Source organism: Cryobacterium tagatosivorans (assembly GCF_004402215.1).
GTDB classification, from domain to species: Bacteria; Actinomycetota; Actinomycetes; order Actinomycetales; family Microbacteriaceae; genus Cryobacterium; species Cryobacterium tagatosivorans.
Genome location: NZ_SOEZ01000009.1, coordinates 22,304 through 40,267 on the forward strand (window position 1 = coordinate 22,304; position 17,964 = coordinate 40,267).

Annotated in this window: 13 protein-coding genes; 2 read left to right on the forward strand and 11 right to left on the reverse strand. The window is 71.4% G+C overall.

The genetic code is table 11. The features are described from left to right. Positions 1-2: 2 nt before the first annotated feature. The 8 genes from E3O23_RS01450 to E3O23_RS01485 form a co-directional block, all read right to left on the reverse strand. Positions 3-782, reverse strand: a complete 780-nt coding sequence (locus E3O23_RS01450) for a DNA-formamidopyrimidine glycosylase family protein (RefSeq protein ID WP_134487231.1) — start codon at positions 780-782, stop codon at positions 3-5. Beyond that, positions 775-5,598: an ATP-dependent helicase gene (locus E3O23_RS01455; protein ID WP_134487234.1), complete on the reverse strand. Its 4,824-nt coding sequence runs from the start codon at positions 5,596-5,598 to the stop codon at positions 775-777. Before E3O23_RS01455 ends, E3O23_RS01450 begins: the two co-directional genes overlap by 8 nt. Positions 5,599-5,736: 138 nt before the next feature. After that, complete coding sequence (locus E3O23_RS01460) at positions 5,737-6,531, reverse strand: SseB family protein (protein ID WP_134487237.1); 795 nt, start codon at positions 6,529-6,531, stop codon at positions 5,737-5,739. Next, the gene (gene priA, locus E3O23_RS01465; protein ID WP_134487240.1) at positions 6,515-7,261 is read right to left on the reverse strand and encodes a bifunctional 1-(5-phosphoribosyl)-5-((5-phosphoribosylamino)methylideneamino)imidazole-4-carboxamide isomerase/phosphoribosylanthranilate isomerase PriA; all 747 of its coding nucleotides are present in this window, start codon (positions 7,259-7,261) and stop codon (positions 6,515-6,517) included. Before priA ends, E3O23_RS01460 begins: the two co-directional genes overlap by 17 nt. Positions 7,262-7,321: 60 nt before the next feature. Continuing rightward, complete coding sequence (gene hisH, locus E3O23_RS01470) at positions 7,322-7,954, reverse strand: imidazole glycerol phosphate synthase subunit HisH (protein ID WP_134487243.1); 633 nt, start codon at positions 7,952-7,954, stop codon at positions 7,322-7,324. After that, positions 7,951-8,571 (reverse strand): imidazoleglycerol-phosphate dehydratase HisB, encoded by a 621-nt coding sequence (hisB, locus tag E3O23_RS01475; RefSeq protein WP_134487245.1) that lies wholly within the window; start codon positions 8,569-8,571, stop codon positions 7,951-7,953. Before hisB ends, hisH begins: the two co-directional genes overlap by 4 nt. 9 nt (positions 8,572-8,580) lie before the next feature. Next, on the reverse strand, positions 8,581-9,666 hold the full coding sequence (locus E3O23_RS01480; protein ID WP_134487248.1) for a histidinol-phosphate transaminase: 1,086 nt from the start codon (positions 9,664-9,666) through the stop codon (positions 8,581-8,583). Positions 9,667-9,707: 41 nt separating this feature from the next. Continuing rightward, positions 9,708-10,046: a LysM peptidoglycan-binding domain-containing protein gene (locus E3O23_RS01485; RefSeq protein WP_134487251.1), complete on the reverse strand. Its 339-nt coding sequence runs from the start codon at positions 10,044-10,046 to the stop codon at positions 9,708-9,710. A gap of 279 nt (positions 10,047-10,325) precedes the next feature. Between E3O23_RS01485 and lexA the strand changes: the two genes are divergently transcribed. Continuing rightward, on the forward strand, positions 10,326-11,027 hold the full coding sequence (gene lexA, locus E3O23_RS01490) for a transcriptional repressor LexA (protein WP_134487254.1): 702 nt from the start codon (positions 10,326-10,328) through the stop codon (positions 11,025-11,027). A 337-nt stretch (positions 11,028-11,364) separates the two neighbouring features. Next, positions 11,365-12,684, forward strand: coding sequence for a glycosyltransferase family 2 protein (locus E3O23_RS01495; protein WP_134487257.1), 1,320 nt, complete (start codon positions 11,365-11,367; stop codon positions 12,682-12,684). 113 nt (positions 12,685-12,797) lie between these two features. Here the strand turns inward: E3O23_RS01495 and metE are convergent, their stop codons facing one another. The 3 genes from metE to hflX all read right to left on the reverse strand — a co-directional run bounded on the left by metE (position 12,798) and on the right by hflX (position 17,936). Next, complete coding sequence (gene metE, locus E3O23_RS01500; RefSeq protein WP_134487259.1) at positions 12,798-15,131, reverse strand: 5-methyltetrahydropteroyltriglutamate--homocysteine S-methyltransferase; 2,334 nt, start codon at positions 15,129-15,131, stop codon at positions 12,798-12,800. Beyond that, positions 15,128-16,174 (reverse strand): methylenetetrahydrofolate reductase, encoded by a 1,047-nt coding sequence (locus E3O23_RS01505; protein ID WP_134487262.1) that lies wholly within the window; start codon positions 16,172-16,174, stop codon positions 15,128-15,130. Before E3O23_RS01505 ends, metE begins: the two co-directional genes overlap by 4 nt. Before the next feature lie 238 nt (positions 16,175-16,412). Further along, complete coding sequence (hflX, locus tag E3O23_RS01510; protein ID WP_134487265.1) at positions 16,413-17,936, reverse strand: GTPase HflX; 1,524 nt, start codon at positions 17,934-17,936, stop codon at positions 16,413-16,415. Positions 17,937-17,964 lie beyond the last annotated feature (28 nt).

Genomic DNA, 17,964 nt, shown 5'->3' on the forward strand with positions numbered 1-17,964 from the left:
GGCTAGGTCTGGCAGCGCGGGCACCAGAAGGTGTTGCGCAGTTCGAGGGCGTTGCGGCCGAGGCTGCCGCGTTCGATCGGCGTGCCGCAGCGCCGGCAGGGCTGCCCGGCGCGGGCGAAGACCCAGCTGTGCGCGCCGCGGTGGGTGATGCCCGTCGTCGTGCGTTCGGCTCGGTCGCGGTTCGCCGTGATCAGCCGGTGCGCGAGCTCGACCAGCCCCGGAACATCCGCGACCTCCCCCACCGGCCGGGTGGGCAGGAGCCCGCGGAGGAAGCACACCTCGTTCACGTACTCATTGCCGAGCCCGGCCAGGTTGCCCTGGTCGGCCAGGGCCACGGCGATCGGCCGCTCGGGCGCCGAGCGGATGCGCCGGACGGCCTCGTCGGAATCCCAGTCGGCGCCGAGGAGGTCGGGGCCGAGCCAGGCGAGCCGCTCGGCCTCGCGAGCCAGCGGCAGGACCTCGAGCAGCCCGAGGTCGAAGCCGACGGCGACCCAGTCGGCCGTCTCCAGCACGGCCCTCGCCTGGAAGGCCGGCCGCCGCCACCGGCTGCCGTGCCGGTACAGGTGCCAGGCGCCTTCCATCTTCAGATGCGAGTGGATGCTCGCCTCCCCCACCCGCATCAGCAGGTGTTTCCCTCGGCTGGCGACCTCGAGCATCCGTTCGCCGGCCAGGTCGACGGTCGCGAAGGCCGGCACCCGGAGGTCGCAGCCGGTGAGCAGTTCCCCGTGCAGCGCCTGGTCGAGGGTGCGTGCGGTGCGGAAGACGGTGTCGCCCTCAGGCACGGAGCCTCAGCCCCTGCGGCGAGAGCCCGAACCCGGCGGCCTGCAGCGCCGCGCCCACCGGGGTACCGACCACGAACTGTCCGTTAACGGTCTGCACCGCCAGCTTCTCGACCCCGCCGCCCGTGACGACCGCGGCCAGGGACACCGCTGCGGCCCGGAACAGCTCGTCGGTGTGGGCTGCCTGGGCGGCGTCCTCGGCGCCGGGGCGGTCGCCCTGGCCGGTGCCGGCACCGGCACCCCCGCCGGCGCCGAACGCGAGCATCGTCTTGCCGCCGCGTTCGACGTAGAGCACGAGGGAACCGTCGACGAGCACGACCAGGGCGCCGGCCTTCCGGCCCGGACGGTGCGCGGTGCCCTCCGGCAGGGCCGGCCAGGGCAGCATCGCGCCGTACGGATTCGCCGGGTCGGTCGCAGCGAGGGTGACGACGCTGCGCGCGGAAACCGAACCCTCCGGCCCATCGGCCGCGCGGCTGTCCGCGGTGAAGGAGCGAAGCCGGTCGATCGTGCCGCCGGTCGCGAACTGGGCGGCACCGAGTCCCTCGACGAAGTAGCCGCGGCGAGCGCGCCCGGTCTCCTCGAAGCCGCTGAGGGTGCGGTAGACGAGCGCGAAGCCGCCGGGCACACCCTCGCTCGTCACCGAACCCCGGGTCACCACACCGTAGCGTTCGAGCAGGGTTTCGGCGAGCGCGTGCGCGCGCCGGGTGGCCGAGTCGTCGGCGAGCGGAAGGATCGACCAGCGTCCGGCTACCGTGGGCGGGCCGCTCCGGCTGGGCAGCCTGGGCCGGGCCAGGGGCCGGCCGTCGTGCAGCCGGGAGCGGGGCGCCGTCCTGGCCGGCTTGTGCGCCGTGTGCCCGCCCCGGATGAGCGAGCGCACGGGGGCGAAGGTGTCGTTGCCGACGAGCCCCGCCCAGACCAGGTCCCAAAGCGCCGCCGCGAGGTCGGAGTCGTCCTGGCTGCCGACGGCATCCGCGAGCTGGCGGAAGAAGTACGCTCCCCCGCCGCCGAGGGTCGCCAGGACCTCCCGCTGCAGGGGCGTGGCCTCCCGGTCGACCGGAGGCGGCAGGGTCAGCGGCGCCGTCTCGGCCAGGTGCAGGCTGATCCAGCCGTCGTTGCCGGCGAGGGTTCCGGAGCCGGCCCAGAGCACCTCACCGGTCGCGGTCAGTTCGTCGAGCATGGCCGGGCTGTACGAGGCGACCCGGGCGGGGAGGATCAGCGACTCCCACGCCGACGCGGGGATCCGCACCCCCTCGAGCTGTTCGATCACGGATGCGACGCCGTCGATTCCGCGCAGCTTGCCGCCCACATGCTGCCAGGCCGGCAGGAAACGTCCGACGGTGGCCCGGTCGACCGGCTCGACCTCGTGCCGGAGCGCGGCCAGCGACCGCCGGCGCAGACGGCGCAGCACCTCGGCGTCGCACCATTCGCTGCCGGTGCCGGTCGGCCGGAACTCGCCCTCGACGAGGCGGCGCGCGTCGGCGAGCCGGCGCAGCGCGCCCAGGGCGACGGCGGCGCCGAGCCCGAACCGGGCGGCGACATCCGCGACGGTGAACGGTCCGTGGGTGCGGGCGTAGCGGCTGACCAGGTCGCCCAACGGGTCGGCGACGGACTCGGTGAAGGCGTCGGGGATGCCCATCGGCAACGGAACCCCGAGCGCGTCGCGCAGGCGGCTCGCGTCTTCGATCGCCGCCCGCCACTCGTGCCCGGCGTGGCCGACCCGGATGGCGCGGCGAGCCGCGACGAGGGCGGTGAGGTGCGCCTCGGCCCGGGCAGCACTCGCGTGCTCCGGCGGGGGGTCGTTGAATGTTGCGGGGGCGTTGAGTGCTGCCGGGGCGTTGAGTGTCGCCGGCGCCTCCGGCTCCAGTCGCGCGGCCACCTCGTCGACGGTCAGCGGGCCCAGGCCGCGGAGCAGGTCGGCGACGCCCTCGATCCCCCTGGCCTGCCGCCCCTCCGCGACGCGCTGCAACTCCAGGTCGGTGAGCTCCATCACCGCCGGGTCGAGCAGTTCCCGCAGCTCCACCCGCCCGAGCAGCTCGGCCAGGAGGGCGGAATCGATCGAGAGCGCGGTGGCCCGGCGCTCGGCCAGCGGGGAGTCCCCCTCGTACATGAACGCGGCGACGTAGCCGAACAGGAGTGTGCTGGCGAACGGGCTGGCGGCATCCGTCGTCGTTTCCACCAGGCGCACGGAGCGGGCGGCGATCTCCCGGGCGAGAACCGTCAGTGCGGGCAGGTCGTAGACGTCCTGCAGGCATTCGCGCACGGTCTCGAGGATGATGGGGAAGGTCGGGAAGGTGCGGGCCACATCGAGCAGCTGGGACGCCTTCTGCCGCTGCTGCCAGAGCGGGGAGCGCCGGCCCGGGTCGTACCGCGGCAGCAGCAGCGCCCGGGCCGCGCATTCGCGGAACCGGGAGGCGAACAGGGCGGAGCCGCCGACCTCGTCGGTCACGAGCTGCTCGAGCTCGTCCGGGTCGAAAACGAACAGCTCCCCGCCGGGCGGCTCGGCCTCGGTGTCGGGGATGCGCACGACGATCCCGTCGTCCGCGGCCATGCAGGCACCGTCGATCCCGTAGCGTTCGCGCACCCGGGCGCCGACGGCGAGCGCCCACGGCGCGTGCACGGTCATGCCGTACGGGGAATGCAGCACGACCCGCCAGTCGCCCAGCTCGTCGCGGAACCGTTCGACGACGAGGGTCTGATCGGTGGGCAGGTGCCGGGTGGCGGCGCGCTGCTCGTCGAGGAAGGCGAGCAGGTTGGTGACCGCGCGCTCGTCGAGCCCGGCCGCGGCGCACCGGGCGCGGCCCTCCGCGGGCGTACCGGCCGAGACCTCGCGGGTGAACGCGCCGATCGCGCGGCAGAGTTCGGCCGGACGGCCGAGGCCATCGCCCTTCCAGAACGGCAGCCGCCCGGGCTCGCCGAAGGCCGGGGTGACGACCACGCGATCGTGGGTGATCTCCTGGATGCGCCAGCTGGTCGCGCCGAGCGCGAAGACGTCGCCGACCCGCGACTCGTAGACCATCTCCTCGTCGAGTTCGCCGACCCGCCGGCCCGTGGCCTGGTCCCCGGCCATGAAGACACCGAACAGGCCACGGTCGGGAATCGTGCCGCCGCTGGTCACCGCGAGCCGCTGCGCGCCGGGCCGGCCGGTCAGGGTTCCCGCCTCCCGGTCCCAGATGATCCGCGGCCGCAACTCGGCGAACTGGTCGGACGGATACCGGCCGGCGAGCAGGTCGAGCGTCGCCTCGTAGGCCGACCTCGGCAGCGTCTGGAACGGCGCGCTCCGGCGCACGGTGTCGAACCACTCCTCCGCGTCGATCGGTTCCAGCGCCGTCGCCGCGACCGTCTGCTGGGCGAGGATGTCGAGCGGATTGGTCGGCACGGCGAGCGATTCGATCAGGCCGGCGACCATGCGCTCGGCGGCGACGGCGGCGTGGATGAGGTCGGCCCGGTGCTTCGGGTAGATCAGGCCGCGAGAGACCTCCCCGACCTGGTGCCCGGCCCGCCCCACACGCTGCAGCCCGCTGGCCACCGACGGCGGAGACTCCACCTGCACCACGAGGTCGACGGCGCCCATGTCGATGCCGAGCTCGAGGCTCGAGGTGGCGACGACGCAGCGGAGCCGGCCCGACTTGAGGTCGTCCTCGATGATCGCCCGCTGGTCCTTGCTCACCGAGCCATGGTGCGCGCGCGCGAGTAGCGGCTCCGCCCCCTCGCTCCGTCCGCTCGCCCCCATGAGCTCGGCCGGCTGGCGAGGCGCGGCCGTGGCAGTGGCGTTCGTGGCACTGGCGGACGCCGCCATGGCGGTCGCCGCCGGCCAGGCGGGCGCGCCGGCGGTGACGGGCGCGTCGGCCTCGGCCCACGCCATCCGCCCGGCGTAGATCTCGTTGAAGCGCGCGGTCAGCCGCTCGGCCAGGCGCCGGGAGTTCGCGAAGACGATCGAGGAGGTGTGCGCGAGCACCTGGTCGACGATGGCCTCCTCGACGTGCGGCCAGATCGACCCGGCCTGGGGCACGGATGCCGCCGAGCCCTCGCCCGGCACGCCCTCACCCGGCATGCCCTCCCGCGGTGGGGCGGCGCCGAGGCGGCTCATGTCCTCGACGGGGACTACGACACGCAGGTCGAACCGTTTGCCGGAGGGGGGCGCGACGATCTCGACCGGCGCCGCCCCGCCGAGGAAGCGGGCCACCTCGGCGGCCGGCCGCACGGTGGCGGACAAGCCGATGCGTTGCGCCGGTTTCGCCAGGAGCGCGTCGAGCCGCTCGAGCGACAGGGCGAGGTGAGCCCCGCGTTTGCTCGCGGCCACCGCGTGCACTTCGTCGACGATGACCGTGTCGACGCCGCGGAGGGAGTCTCGGGCAGCGGAGGTGAGCATGAGGAAGAGCGACTCGGGCGTGGTGATCAGGATGTCCGGCGGCGTCTTCACCAGCGCCCGCCGGTCGGCCGCCGGGGTGTCTCCCGAACGCACACCGACGCTCACCCGCGGCGGTTCGGACCCGAGTCGCGTGGCGGCCCGGGTGATTCCCACCAGCGGGGCACGGAGGTTGCGCTCGACGTCGACGCCGAGGGCCTTGAGCGGGGAGATGTAGAGCACCCGGGTGCGGGGCGCCGCGTCGTCGGCGGGCGGCGGGGCGGCCGCGAGGCGGTCGATGGCCCAGAGGAACGCGGCGAGGGTCTTGCCCGACCCTGTCGGCGCGACGACCAGCGCATGTGAACCGCGGGAAATCGCATCCCAGGCGCCGAGCTGTGCCGCCGTTGGCGCGGTGAAGGCTTCCCGGAACCACGCCCGGGTGGCCGGCGAGAAGCGTCCGAGCACCTCGTTCATGAGATCATCTTCGCCGACCCCGCCGACAACTCCTAGGAGTTCCGCGCTCAAGACCGGACGGATGGTCGGTCGGTGGCCGACAACCGGATGAGATGCACTCCCCGCGCCCGACGTTCCGGTTTTCGCGGGCCGCGCTTGCTAGCGCGAGGCGGCCAATTGCACGCGGAGGGAGTCGACGCCCGTCGCGATCACGTCGTCGGCGGCCCAGCGGGCCGCGAGCCGCGCGAGCGTCGCGTCGAGCTCGGCCTGGGTGAGCCCGTCGACCAGTTCCAGCCGCACGACCAGTTCGGGGCCGTCGAGGCGCGCGTCGGGGTCCCCCGGACCCAGCACGACGGAGAGAACGGACAGTTCGGTCCCGATCGAGCGGGCAAAGGCATCCGCCACTGTGCGACTGGCGTAGCTCGGCGTCCACGGCTGGGACTGGGCGACCGCCCAGAGCGCGGGGCGCCGGATCACGAATTCGGTCGGCGCCGTCGGGTCGAGCACGACCAAGTCGGTGTTCTCCTGGGCCGCGGCCAGCGCGACCCGGACCGCGTCGGAGGGCACCGGCCGGGCGGCCGGATTCCAGGCGGCCATCGCGGCGGCCGAACTGAAGACGGGCAGCACATTCCGCCCGTCGGGGCCGGCCACGGTGATGATCGACAGTTCCTGGCTCTTGTCGATCGTCAGCCCGGCGGCGGTGGTCCCGGCCTCGCCGAGTTCCGTGACGAGCGGCACGAGCAGGCGGCTGCCCCTGATGGCGTCGACGACGCCCTCCTCGCCGATCTCGCGGGCGCGGAAACGGCGAAGCGCATCGAGCAGGAGCGGCGGGGCGAAGCCGTCGTCGTCGGCGTCGTCGTTCGGCCGGAACTCGCGCCCGGCCCACGGCTGCCCGGCCGAGTCGGCCGGGCCGTCGGGCCGGCCGGTCGAGCCGAGGTTAGTCGCCCGCGACATCCAGTGCCTCGCCGAGGGTGAAGGCCCCCGCGTAGAGGGCCTTGCCCACGATGGCACCCTCGAGGCCCAGGGGAACGAGCTCGCGGAGCGCGGCGATGTCGGCGAGGCTCGAGATGCCGCCGGAGGCGATCACCGGGCGGCTGGTGCGCTCCATCACCTGCCGGAGCAGGTCGATGTTGGGCCCCTGCAGGGTGCCGTCCTTGGTGACGTCGGTGACGACGTAGCGGGTGCAGCCGGCCTCTTCGAGGCGCTCGAGAACCTCCCAGAGGTCGCCGCCCTCCTTGGTCCAGCCGCGGGCGGCGAGCGTCGTGCCGCGCACGTCGAGGCCGACCGCGATGGCGTCGCCGTGCTGGGCGATGACCGAGGCGGCCCACTCCGGGTTCTCCAGCGCGGCGGTGCCGAGGTTGATCCGGCGTACCCCGGCGCCCAGGGCGGCCTCGAGCGAGGCGTCGTCGCGGATGCCGCCGGAGAGTTCGACATTGACACCGTCGAGGTGGCGGATGACCTTGCGGATCACGTCGGTGTTGTTCCCGCGGCCGAAGGCGGCGTCGAGGTCGACGAGGTGGATCCACTCGGCGCCCTGCGCGGCCCAGTCGGCGGCCGCGTCGAGGGGGTCGCCGTAGTTGGTTTCGGTGCCGGCCTCGCCCTGGGTGAGCCGGACGGCCTTGCCGTCGGCCACGTCGACGGCCGGGAGGAGTACGAGGCGCGGGGTGCTGACGAGTTCGCTCATGATCTGCGGTGTCCTTGCTCGGGGTGGCCGCGCTATCGGCGGCGGGGTGAACGGTGGGGGCTAGTCGCGGAGCGAGCCAAGCCAGTTCGACAGCAGGCGGATGCCCGCCTCGCCCGACTTCTCCGGGTGGAACTGGGTTGCCGACAGCGGGCCGTTCTCGACGGCGGCGAGGAACGGTCCGCCGTGCTCGGCCCAGGTGAGCCGCGGCTGCGGGAACGGCGGCGAGACCTCGAGAGTCCATTCCTGCGCCGCGTAGGAGTGCACGAAGTAGAAGCGCTCCTCTTCGAGGCCGCGGAACAGCACGGAATCCTTGTCGGGCGTCACGGTGTTCCAGCCCATGTGAGGCAGCACCGGCGCGGGGAGCTCGGTCACGGTACCCGGCCATTCGCCGAGCCCCTCGGTGTCGACGCCGCGTTCGACTCCGTGCTCGAAGAGCACCTGCATGCCCACGCAGATCCCGAGCACCGGCCGGCTGCCGGCGAGCCGGTGGTCGATGATGTCGTCGCCGCGCACGGATTTCAGCGCCGCCATCACCGAGCTGAATGCGCCGACGCCGGGCACGACGAGGCCGTCGGCCTCGAGGCACTTCCGCCGATCGTTGGTCAGCGTCACCTCTGCCCCGGCCAGCTCGAGCGCCTTTACGGCGGAGTGCACGTTGCCCGTGCCGTAATCGAACACGACGACCGAGGTCATAGGGCGCCCTTGGTGGACGGGATGCCCGAGACCAGCGGGTCGAGCGCCTTGGCCTGGCGGAAGGCGCGGGCGAAGGCCTTGAATTCCGCCTCGGCGATGTGGTGCGGGTCGCGTCCGCCCATCACTGTGACGTGCACGGTCATGGCGGAGTGGAAGGTGATGGCCTCGAAGACGTGCCGCACCATCGAGCCGGTGAAGTGCCCGCCGATGAGGTGGAACTCGAAACCCGCGGGCTCGCCCTGGTGCACGAGGTACGGGCGCCCGGAGATGTCCACGACGGCCTGCACGAGCGCCTCGTCGAGCGGCACGAGGGCGTCACCGTACCGGGAGATGCCCGACTTGTCGCCGAGGGCCTGCTTGATCGCCTGGCCGAGCACGATACCGATGTCTTCGACCGTGTGGTGCACGTCGATGTCGATGTCGCCGCGCGCCCGCACGGTGAGATCGGTCAGGGAGTGCTTCGCGAAGGCCGTCAGCAGGTGGTCGTAGAACGGAACCGACGTCTGGATGTCGCTGACGCCCGTGCCGTCAAGGTTGAGGGAGAGTTCGATGCTCGATTCGCTCGTCTCCCGCTGCAGCTGCGCGACGCGGGGCGAGGAATTCGTTGGTGAGCTCATACGCCTAGTTTATTGGACGGCCAGGCTCAGGCGTGCCAGGGCGTCGAGGAATGACGTCGTCTCCGCCTCGGTGCCGGCGCTCACACGCAGGTGGCCGGGGATGCCGACGTCGCGGATCAGGATGCCCTCGGCGAGCAGCGCTTCGAAGGTCGCGTTCGGGTCGGCCACTCCCCCGAACAGCACGAAGTTGCTCCCGCTGCGGTACGGGCTGTAGCCGAGCCGGTCCAGCTCGGTGACGAGGCGGTCGCGCTGGCCGCGGATGTCGTCCACCATCGCCAGCATCTCGGCGGTGTGCGCCAGGGCGGCGCAGGCCGCGGCCTGGGTCAGCGCGGACAGGTGGTACGGCAGGCGAACCAGGCGCAGCGCATCCGTCACGGCCGGATCGGCGGCGAGGTAGCCGACGCGCGCGCCGGCGAAGGCGAAGGCCTTGCTCATGGTGCGCGAGACGAGCAGACGCTCCCGGCCGGGCAGCAGGCTGAGCGCGCTGGGCGCGCCGACGGGCGCGAACTCGGCGTACGCCTCGTCCACGACGACGATGCCGTCGGTGGCGTCGTACACGGCCGCGATCGTCTCGAGGGAGAGGGGCGTCCCGGTCGGGTTGTTGGGGGAACAGAGGAAGACGAGGTCGGGGGTGCTCTCCCGCACCCACCGGGCGGCGGTTGCCGGGCCGAGTTCAAAGTCGGCGTCGCGGTCGCCGGCGATCCAGCGGGTGCCGGTCCCCGAGGCAAGAATGGAGTACATCGAGTAGGTGGGCGCGAAGCCGAGCACCGACCGGCCGGGGCCGCCGAACGCCTGCAACACCTGCTGGAGGACCTCGTTGGATCCGTTGGCCGCCCAGATGTTCTCCCGGGTCAGTCCGTGGCCGAGGTAGCCGGCCAGGCTCTCGCGCAACTCCGTGAACTCGCGGTCGGGATACCGGTTCACCGACGCCACCGCCTTCGCCAGGGCCGCGACGATGTCGCGGGCGACCGGCTCCGGGATCGAGTGCGTGTTCTCGTTGACATTGAGCGCTACCGGGACGTGCAGCTGCGGGGCACCATACGGCGTGAGGCCGCGCAGGTCGTCGCGGAGGGGAAGATCACTGAGACTTGTCACCCGCTCGATCTTAGCCGCGAGGCCCGGGAGAGGCGCGCTGGTTACAGGCCGGCCGGCAGGGCCAGGCGCTGCCCAGGCTGCACGCTGTCGGTGGGCAGCTGGTTGAGGCTGACGATCTCGGCGATGACGTCGCGAGGATCGCTCGTCGGCGCGAGTGCTTCGGCCAGTTGCCACAGGGACTGGCCCGGGCTGATGGTGACGTAGTCGAAACCAACGGGCGCGGCGGGCGCGACGCTCGCTCCCTCGGCGACGGCCATGCCGCCGTTGAGGGCGACAACGAGCGCGACCGCGACGAGGGGCAGCGCTGCGAGCGTGGTGAACACGACGCGGCCGCGGCGGGTGAGGCGCAGGTGGGTGGTCGTGCTGACTGCTTCGCTCATGTCGAACCTCCTGGTGAATAACGCATCCGGCCCTCGGCCGGGAGGGCCGGATGCGAACCTATGTTCCGAATGTATCTTCGAATCTTCGAACAATCAAGCACATTTCCGGTTAATACCTGAATGCAACTCGCGACACACTCGAATACATCTTTGTTATCGGGGGTTGTGCCGGATACAGTTTCGAGTGTCAGATTGTTCGATTCGAACTCAACCAGACACCACCGACATTCCTCCGCGAGGGTCATCCCCCACCTGCGGACCGGCACGAGGAGCACGAACGTGAGCAAGGACACCGGTTCCCGGGATAAGGGCGGCACCCGTCGGCGCAAGAGCCTGAGCGAGAAACAGCTCGCCATCCTGGATGTCATCCAGCGCTCGGTCAGCCAGCGAGGCTACCCCCCAAGCATGCGCGAGATCGGCGACGCCGTCGGACTCTCCTCCCTGTCCAGCGTCACGCACCAGCTAAACCAGCTCGAACTCAGCGGATACCTGCGCCGCGACCCCAACCGCCCGCGCGCCATCGAGGTGCTCATCGAGCTGCCCCAGTCGCCGGACGACGTGGCCGCCGGCTCCGCGGAGAACTTCCAATCCGGCGTCCAGGTCGGCGACGCCGTCATGGTGCCCCTGGTCGGCCGCATTGCCGCCGGCGTGCCGATCATGGCAGACCAGATGATCGACGAGATTTTCCCGCTCCCCCGCCAGCTCGTCGGCAAGGGCGAGCTGTTCATGCTCAAGGTGATCGGCGAATCGATGATCGACGCGGCGATCTGCGACGGCGACTGGGTCGTCGTGCGCCAGCAGAAGAACGCGGAGAACGGGGAGATCGTCGCGGCCATGCTCGACGGCGAGGCGACGGTCAAGGTCTTCCGGCAGCGCGACGGGCACATCTGGCTTCTCCCGCGCAATACCAACTTCGAACCGATTGTGGGCGACCACGCCGAGATTCTCGGCAAGGTCGTGGCGGTGCTCCGCTCCGTATAGACCACGACGGGCCGGACGCGGGGGCGGCGCGCCCGGAATCGCCCCGAAGGGGGGATGCCCCGCGCCCCCGCTGGGCACTCCGCAGCCAATATTGTGGAATTGCGGCGCGAACCGGCTGTGGTAACTGCTTCCGCAAGGTGATCCACTGGGGGCCCATTGCGGGCCGCCCGAAACCGAGGAAGTCCATGCCCGCGCAAAGGCCTCGTACCGTGCCCGAAGCGCGTCCGACGCTCCCCCGGAATCCGCCGGTTCCACGCCCGTCGCATCGCCGTCACCGGCGCCGTCAGCCGCACCGTCACCCTCGCCGTCACCCTCGCCGTCACCCTCGCCGCCGCCTGTGCCGGACGGCTATCGGCGGTTCTATCTGACGGTCGCCGTCAAGTTCGCGATCGCCGTCGCCTTCGCCGTGCTCTGGACCGGGCTCGCCCTCTGGTTCTCCCTCCCCTGGATTGTCGACCTCTCGCGCGACATCGGGGCGCCGGCCGCCTGGATCATCGTGGCCCTGGTGGCCTACCTGCCCGGCTACGTCGTCGCCCTGATGGCGATGTCCCTCATCCTCGACCGCCAGCCCCCGCGCACCGTCAACAACCCGACCTCGCCGCTGACGATCATCGTGGCCGCCCGCAACGAGGAGAGCGGGATGGCGGAGACTATCCGCTGCATCGGCCAGAGCGACTATGCCGGGGACGTCACCGTGATCCTGGCCGACAACGGCTCGACCGACGCCACCGCCGAGGTCGCCGTCCGCGCGGCCGCGGAGTTCGGCGTCAGCCTCGCGGTCGCCTACGAGAGCCGTCCCGGCAAGTCCTATGCCCTGAACACGGCGCTCCAGCTGGTGGAGACGCCCTACGTCATCACCGTGGATGCCGACACCCTGCTTCACCGGGAGGCCCTCCGGCGGCTGATCTCCCGGCTGGAATCCGCGCCCGCGGCGACGGTGGCGGTGGCCGGCACGGTGCTGGTCCGCAACTCGCGCACCAACCTGCTCACTCGCATGCAGGAATGGGACTACTTCCTCGGCATCGCCGCCGTGAAGCGCATGCAGGGCATGTACCAGGCCACCCTGGTTGCCCAGGGGGCCTTCTCCGTCTACCGGACCGAGCAGATGCGCGCGATCGGCGGCTGGCCCGATGCCATCGGCGAGGACATCGTCGTGACCTGGAAGCTCCTCGAGCAGGGCGGGCGGGTGATCTTCGAGCCCACGGCCGTCGCCTTCACCGACGCCCCGGCCCGGGTCGTGCTCTTCATGCGGCAGCGAGCCCGGTGGGCGCGCGGCATGTTCGAGGGCATCCGCAGCGTGCCGCCGTGGCGCCAGCGCCGGCGGCTGGCCGGGATGATCGCCGCCATCAATCTGCTGATCCCGCTGCTGGACATCGGCTACGCCCTGATCTGGCTGCCGGGCCTGGTGCTCTTCGTGTTCGGGTACCCGGCGATCGTGTCCGCCTGGGCCCTCACCGTCATCCCGATGACCCTGGTGATCTACGGGGCACTCCGGCACTACCAGCGCCGCTGGGTGTTCGGCCCGTTGGGACTGGGCGTGCGACGCAACCTGACCGGCTACGTCGCGTTCCTCGTCCTGTACCAGGTCCTCTGCTCGACGGCCTCCATCGCTGGCTACGCGCAGTTCCTGGCCGGGACCTCCCGCCGCTGGAAGTAGATTTCCCGTCCCTGCGCCCCGCCGAACCGTGAGTTTGGCACCTTCGTTGGGCTCGGGAAGGTGCCAAACTCACAGTTCGGCGGGCGGGGCCGCGGCGGGCGGGGCCGCGGCGGCTAGGCCGGCTGGCCGGCGCCGAGCTCGGCGCGCACGATCCGGGTCGCCTCGAGCATGTTGCGCAGCGACGCGACGGTCTCCTCGTAGCCGCGGGTCTTGAGCCCACAGTCCGGGTTGACCCAGAGCTGGCGCACCGGGATCCCGGCCACGGCAACTTCGAGCAACTCGGTCAGCTCGGCGACGCTCGGCACGCGCGGCGAGTGGATGTCCCACACGCCCGGCCCGATGCCGTGGTCGAAGCCGTGGGCCTGGATGTCGCCGACGACCTCCATCCGCGACCGGGCCGCCTCGATGCTCGTGACGTCGGCGTCCAGGTTGCGGATGGCGTCGATCACCACGCCGAATTCCGAGTAGCAGAGGTGGGTGTGGATCTGGGTCCGGGCGGCCACCCCGGCGGTGGCCAGGCGGAAGGATCCCACCGACCAGTCGAGGTAGGCGGCGTGGTCCTTTTTCTTGAGCGGCAGCAGCTCCCGCAGCGCGGGCTCGTCGACCTGCACGACGCCGATCCCGGCGGCCTCGAGGTCGGCGATCTCGTCGCGGAGCGCCAGGGCGACCTGGCGCGCGGTGTCGCCGAGCGGCTGGTCGTCGCGCACGAACGACCAGGCGAGGATCGTGACCGGACCGGTCAGCATCCCCTTGACCGGCTTGGCGGTCAGCCCCTGCGTGAAGCTCGACCACTCGACCGTGATCGGCTTCGGCCGGGACACGTCGCCCCAGAGGATGGACGGGCGCGTGCAGCGGCTCCCGTAGGACTGCACCCAGCCGTTCTCGGTGACCGCGAAGCCGTCGAGGTTCTCGGCGAAGTACTGCACCATGTCGTTGCGTTCGGGCTCGCCGTGCACGATGACATCGAGGCCGATCTCCTCCTGCAGGTCAACCACGCGGGAGATCTCTGCGCGCATGAGGTCGCGGTACTCGCCGGCCGTGAGGGTCCCCTTGAGGAACTGGGCGCGGGCGCGGCGGATCTCCCCGGTCTGCGGGAAGGAGCCGATCGTCGTCGTGGGCAGCAGCGGCAGGCCCAGCGCCTTGTCCTGCTCGGCCAGGCGGGTGGCGTAGTCGCCGCGGGAGAAGTCGGACTCGGTCAGCGCCTCGGCGCGGGAGCGCACGGCACCGTCGCGCACGCCGGGGGCGGTTCGGCGGGCCTCGAGGGCCGCCGTGGCGGCGTCCAGGACGGGCTGGATGGCGTCCCGCCCGTCGGCGAGGCCGAGCGCGAGGGCGGCGACCTGGCCGACCTTCTGGTCGGCGAAGGCGAGCCAGCCCTTCAGGTCGGCGCCGAGGGACGACTCGTCGTCGACGTCATGCGGAACGTGCAGCAGCGAGGTGGAGGTGGACACCGCGACGTGCGGCGACAGGTCCAGGAGGCGTGCCGCGGCGTCGAAGGCACCGGCGAGGTCGCCGCGCCAGATGTTGTGGCCGTCGATGACCCCGGCCACGAGGGTCTTTTCGGACAGTCCGGGGACGGATGCGGGGATGCTGCCGCGCACGAGGTCCAGGCCGATCGCCTCGACCGGGCTCCCGGCGAGGACCGGGAGCGCGTCGTCGAGGCTGCCGTACGGCGCGGCGACGAAGATCGCCGGGCGCTCGGCCAGGCGGCCGAGGGTAGCGTAGGCGAACTCGACGGCGCCGAGGACCTCGGCCCGGGGTGTCTCGATGCTCTCGCTGACGAGGGCCGGCTCGTCCAGCTGCACCCAGTCGGCGCCGGCCGCGGCGAGCCGGGACACGAGCGCCGCGTAGACGGGCAGGAGGTCGTCGAGCCGGTCGAGCGGCTGGAAGTCCGCGGGGGCGCCGTCGCTGGGCTTGCTCAGCAGCAGGAAGGTGACCGGGCCGACAATGACCGGGCGGGTGAGGAAACCGGCGGCCTTGGCCTCCTCGAACTCGCGCACGATGCGCTCGCTCGCCAGCGAGAAGCGCGTCTCCGGGCCGATCTCGGGGACAAGGTAGTGGTAGTTCGAGTCGAACCACTTGGTCATTTCGAGCGGGGCGTTTTCGCCCTCGCCGCGGGCCAGGGTGAAGTACCCGGCCAGGTCGATGCGCCCGTCGGCGTCGACGAGACCGGCGAACCGCGTCGGCACGGCGCCGACCGTACAGAGGGCATCCAGCACCTGGTCGTAGTAGGAGAAGCTCTCCGGGATGGAGGAGTCGGCGCGACCGAGGCCCAGGCCGGCGAGGCGCTCCCTGGTGGCCTGGCGGAGCCCGGCGGCGGTCGCCTCGAGGTCGTCGGCGCTGATCGAGCCGGCCCAGAAGGCCTCGACCGCCTTCTTCAGTTCTCGCCGGCGCCCGATGCGCGGGTAGCCGAGGATGGTGCCGGTGGGGAATGCGGGCGTGTTCGTCATACTGACTCCTTGACGGGGTGGGTGTGTCCGGTGGATGTGGGGCGGTGGGCCGTGCGTTGCGCGGCCGTGAGCTGGGTGGCCGCGTGCGGGGCGGAGGCGGGGATTGCCCCGCACCCCTCGAGAACGGCCAGCACGGTTTCGTGCTGATTGAAGGCGTAGAGGTGCAGGCCGGGGGCGCCGCCGGCGATCAGTTCCCTGGCCAGTCCCACGGCGTGGGTGATCCCGATTTCGCGCTGGCCCTGTTCGGTGGGCTCAACCTGCAGCTGGATCGACAGGTCGGCCGGCTCGTCCTCTCCGGACAGTTCCAGGATGCGCCGGAGCCGGTTGGGGCTGGTGACGGGCATGATCCCTGGCAGGATCGGGAACTCGACACCGGCCTCGCGCGCACGCTGGATGAAGCTGAGGTAGTGGTCGGCATGGAAGAACAGCTGGGTGATCGCGAGGTTGGCCCCGGCCGCCTGCTTGGCCAGCAGGGTGTCGATGTCCTGTGACGTCGACCGGGATCGCGGGTGGCCGTTGGGGAACGCGGCCACGGCGATCCGCACCTTCTCCCGGTCGGTCTTGACGGCGCGGGCGCCGGGCAGGCCGGGGATGGCGGTTTCGCGGTAGGGCACCCGTTCGGCCTGCACCCGGTGGATCAGCTGCACGAGTTCGGCGGCACTGCCGAGGTCGCCGAGGAAGGTCTCCCCCTCGTCGATGCCCTGCGGCGGGTCGCCGCGCAGGGCGAGGAAGCTCCGCACACCGGCGTCGAGGAACTCGCGGATCAGGCGGCTCGCCTCGGCGGCCGAAGATCCGACGCAGGTCAGGTGGGCCATCGGGTCGACCCCGGTGGCGTCCAGGATGTAGCGGAGCACGTCGAGCGAAGAGGTGCGCGAGGAGCCGTTCGCCCCGTATGTGACGGAGATGAAGTCGGGCCCGGCTGCGGCGAGGCGGTCGATCGTGTGGGTGAGCGCGGTCGAGGCTGCCTCGGACTTGGGCGGGTACAGCTCGAACGAGAACGGAATGCGCGGGCCGCGCGTTCGCGTAGTCGTCGTCTCGGTCATTGTTCCCTCATTCGGCAGAAGCACGGTAGTAACGAGCACTGAATGGCCGGGCGGCCGCGGACCGCCAGGCAGGCCTGGCGGGTGCTCGCGGGCGGGTGCCGGGCTCGGCTGTCGCTCCATGCCGGCCGGCAATCCCGGCGGCAACGATTGAAAGAGACTCTAACAACGCCCGATCGGGCGAAGCTGGAGTGTGTCTGTATGTTTCAGGCCGGGCGGGTTACGCGACGGCCCGAGGTGTTCAGCCCGCGATAGCGGGAACGCTGAGGAACTCGGTGAATTGCGGCTGGATCTCCGGCGTGACGAGGGCCCTGACCTGGCTGCCGGTCTCGGCGTACACCGTGGAGAGCACGCGGCCCTGGTCGTGCAGCAGGGCGATGAGGTCGCCGCGCTCGTAGGGGATCAGCAGGTCCAGTTCGATCTGCGGGCTCGGCAGGATCTCCGCGATCGCGGCCAGCAGCCCCTCGATGCCCTCTCCGCTGTGCGCGGAGACGAAGATCGCGCGGGGCTGGAGGCCGCGGAGGACCAGGCGGTCGTCTTCGGTGATGAGGTCGCTCTTGTTGAAGACGACGAGTTCGGGGATGTCCCGGGCGCCGACCTCGCCGATGACGTCGCGCACGGTGGCGAGCTGGCTCACCGGGTCGGGGTGGGAGGCATCGACGACGTGCACGATGACGTCGGCGTCGGCGACTTCCTCGAGCGTCGACCGGAACGCCTCGACCAGCTGGTGCGGCAGGTTGCGCACGAAGCCGACGGTGTCGGTCAGCGTGTAGAGCCGGCCGTCTTCCGTGGTGGACTTGCGGACGGTGGCGTCGAGGGTGGCGAAGAGCGAGTTGTCGACGAGCACTCCGGCGCTGGTGATCCGGTTGAGCAGGCTCGACTTGCCGGCGTTGGTATAGCCGACAATGGCGACGGATGGCACGGCGTTGCGTTTGCGGTTGGCTCGCTTGGCTTCGCGGGCGGGCTTCATTTCGAGGATCTGCTTGCGCAGTTTGGACATGCGGGTGTGGATGCGCCGGCGGTCCAGTTCGATTTTCGTCTCACCGGGTCCGCGGGAGCCCATTCCGGCCCCGGCCCCGCCCACCTGGCCGCCGGCCTGGCGGGACATGGAGTCGCCCCAGCCGCGCAGCCGCGGCAGGAGGTACTCGAGCTGGGCCAGTTCGACCTGGGCCTTGCCCTCGCGGCTTTTCGCGTGCTGGCTGAAGATGTCGAGGATGACGGCGGTGCGGTCGATGACCTTGACCTTGACGACATCCTCGAGGGCGCGCCGCTGGCTGGGAGCGAGTTCGGTGTCGGCGATGACGGTGTCCGCGCCCATCGCCTGGACGATCCCGGCCAGCTCCTCCGCCTTGCCCTTGCCGAGGTACGTGCTCGCGTCGGGCTTGGCCCGGCGCTGCATCAGCCCGTCCAACACGGTCGCGCCGGCGGTCTCGGCCAGGGCGGCGAGCTCGCGCATCGAGTTCTCGGCGTCAGCGACGGTCCCCTGGGTGTACAGGCCGATCAGCACGACGTTCTCGAGGCGCAGCTGGCGGTACTCGACCTCGGTGACGTCTTCGAGCTCGGTCGACAGGCTGGGGACGCGGCGGAGCGCGTTGCGGTCTTCGCGGTCCTGCTGCTCGCCGTCATGCTCGCCGGTGGAGGTTTCCCCCTGCAGGGCCTGCGCGGAGCCGCTCCGGAAGAGGGCATACCCGGAGGCCCGGCTGTCGGCACTGGCCAGCACGCGTGCTACTACATCGTCGTCCTGCGGGACTTCTGGTTCAGTCATCCCTTTAACCCTAGTTCCTCCATAAGCG